Annotated in this window: 2 protein-coding genes; both read right to left on the bottom strand. The window is 64.8% G+C overall.

Annotation, left to right across the window (positions count from 1 at the left end):
* A partial coding sequence (locus ACH107_RS31780; RefSeq protein ID WP_412509632.1) for a calcium-binding protein occupies positions 1-2168 on the bottom strand: 2168 nt, incomplete at its 3' end.
* 232 nt (positions 2169-2400) lie between these two features.
* A partial coding sequence (locus tag ACH107_RS31775) for a calcium-binding protein (protein WP_412509631.1) occupies positions 2401-2776 on the bottom strand: 376 nt, incomplete at its 5' end.

Genomic DNA, 2776 nt, shown 5'->3' with positions numbered 1-2776 from the left:
ATGACGGTGTCGTTGCCCTCGCCCGCGCCGATGGCGTCGTCGCCCGCGCCGCCATCCACCGTGTCCTGCCCGGTGCCGCCGCCGAGGCTGTCGTCGCCCTCTTCGCCCAGCACCGTGTCAGCGCCGAAGCTGGCGCCCATCGTGTCGTTGCCTTCGCCGCCAAGGAGGAAATCGTTGCCCGCACCGCCATTCACGATGTCGTTGCCCGTGTTGCCGGTGGCGTTGTCGTCGCCCTGGCCCGAGCCGAGCACGTCATCGCCGTCGCCGCCGTCAATGGAGTCGTTGCCGAGACCGCCGCCGATGCTGTCGTCGCCGCTGCCACCGTCGACCGAGTCGTCGCCGTCCGAGGCCGCGATGTTGTCATTGCCGTCACCGCCGTCGATGGTGTCGTTGCCATCGCCGCCAGATATGGCGTCGTCGCCCAACGTCCCGTCCAGCTGGTCGTCCTCTTCAGTCCCAAGAACGGTCTCACCGCCTGTATCCAGGTCGGCCAGCAGGTCGGAGACGCTCACCGTGCCGTCGGTGAAGGCGAACCTTTCGATCTCGAGGAAGAGGTCGGTGCCGTCGGCCGAGGTGATCGTGATGCCGGAGGCGTTTGACGAGACGATTTGCGCGTCGGCGCGTGCCACGCCCAGTACGGCCGTGTCGGTGCCGTCACCGCCTTCCACCGTGTCGGCCCCCGCGCCACCGTCGAGCATATCGTCGCCATTCTCGCCCTGCAGGCGGTTGTCGGCCGCGTCGCCAGTCAGCGTGTCGCCATTGTCCGTCCCGCGCACCCATTCGATGTTCGTGATGGTGTCGGTGAACGTCTGGTTCTCGTAGGTGCCGGTGACGGTTCCGGCCGAGAGGTCGACCGCGACCCCGTCCACGGAAAAGAGATCGTCGTACCGCAGCCTGTCGAAGCCCCCACCGCCATCGATCGTATCGTTCCCGGCGATCGGGCGGAAGGATTCGTCACGGTTGGTACCGGTTACGAGGTCGTCCCGGACGTCGCTCCGCAATTCCCATACCGGCCCGGTCACCGTACTGCCATCGCCGCCGGCGTCGATGGTCCCCGCGACAAGGTCCGCCGTCACGGCGACGCCGAGACGAAAATCGAGCTGTACGGGACCGTCACCTGACAGATTGAAGGTATCCTCGCCACCGTTGCCACGCGCGCTGATCCATTGGTCGGCCTCGACCAAGATGTTGAAAACGTCGTCCGATGCCGTTCCGCCAAGGCGCGTTCCGCCAGCCCGCGTGCCCGCGTCAAGGACATTGTCGATATCGAGGATGGTGTCGGTGCCGTCGGCGCCCTTGTCAACGCTGGCCGTGTTGGCGCTGCCGTCGACGTTGACCGTGATGGGGCCCGCAAGCATTCCGTAGTCGATCGGCGCCCATCCCTCGACGATGTCGCCGAAGTCGATCGTGTCGTTGCCGGTACCGCCCGCTATGAAATCGCCGAAGAAGGGATCATTGTCGCCGGGGTTCACAAGATCATCGCCGGCGCCGCCCGTAAGCTGGTCGTTGCCCGTGCCCCCCAGCAGGGTATCGTTGCCGTCGGCGCCGGCAAGCACGTCGTCCCCGCCGCCGCCGTCGATCTGGTCGTCACCTTGGAGGCCGTTGAGGTTGTCGTTGCCGTCGAGGCCGTTGATGGTGTCATCGGCCAGCCCGCCGGCCAGCGCATCGGGCCCGTCCGTGCCCTCGATCAACTCGCCCTCAACGACGCTCGTGTTGCTGAAGCTGGAAATCGGAATATCGGTATTCGGTCCGAAAGCGCCGCTGGCCTGGTCCGCCGCCGTGATGGACTCGTCGAGCGCCTCGAATTCGGTCGGTGTGGTCGGTTCGGCTATGGGGTCGCCCCCGATCGCGAAGATGTGGTCGGTGCCGGCGCCGTCCGCGATGATCAGAACGACATGCGTGCCTTGGGGCGTCGTGATGGTACCAAGGTTCACATTCGCATTTTCCGGGGCAGGGGCCTCGTTGATCAGAAAATGCACAAGATCATCGGGATCATTCAGATCGATGAACGGAATGGGCTCATCCGTGGTCGGTGGCGTCTCAATGCGATAGTTGAAATTATCTCCTTCGATGGAAATGATCAGGTTCGTCTGGTCCACCGCGATCACGTTGTCGTCAGGCGTGTCGTCGGTCGTGACGGAAAAGCCGTCGATACTGAATATGGTCATGCGTTTTCTACCTGTTTCAAAGATCGGAGGCGTCCTCCCGGCCAAGAGAAGAGCGGAGCCCACGGGAAAAAGCAAGGCCGGGTTTCCAGACATTCGGGAAAATCTGAGGCGGTGAGCCGGACTTGATAACCGGCGCAAGCACGGCGCGAGACTCGGCGCGACGGCGGTCGGGAATGGAAAAAGGGCGCCCGTGGGCGCCCTTCTCCGGGGTTTCGCATGTCTGCCGGCGGCGTCAGATGAACTGGAAGTCGTCCAGCGTCAGGTCGGCCGCGGCGACGTTCTCGATCGTGACGATATGGCCGTCCACGGTCATCTGCGCGCCGTCGCCGGTGTCGGTGATGTTCAGCGCGTCGAGGAAGCCCTGCAAGCCGTTGCCGCCATTGTCGAGGATCGGGTCCCCGGTGTCCTGATCCACGGTGCGGATCAGGAAGCCGTCGGTGCCGTCCTCGAAATCGGTGATGATGTCGGCATCGCCGTCCTTGAAGAAGTTGAAGACGAACAGGTCCTCGCCGTCGCCGCCGGTCATGGTGTCGTCACCGTCGCCGCCGTTGATCGAGTCGTTGCCGGCGCCGCCGTCGATGACGTCGTCGCGCCCGCCGCCGGCGAGG

The organism is Roseovarius halophilus (ex Wu et al. 2025) (assembly GCF_047086965.1).
Note: the sequence above shows the minus strand (reverse complement) of the source record. Positions and strands in the feature narration are given on the sequence as shown.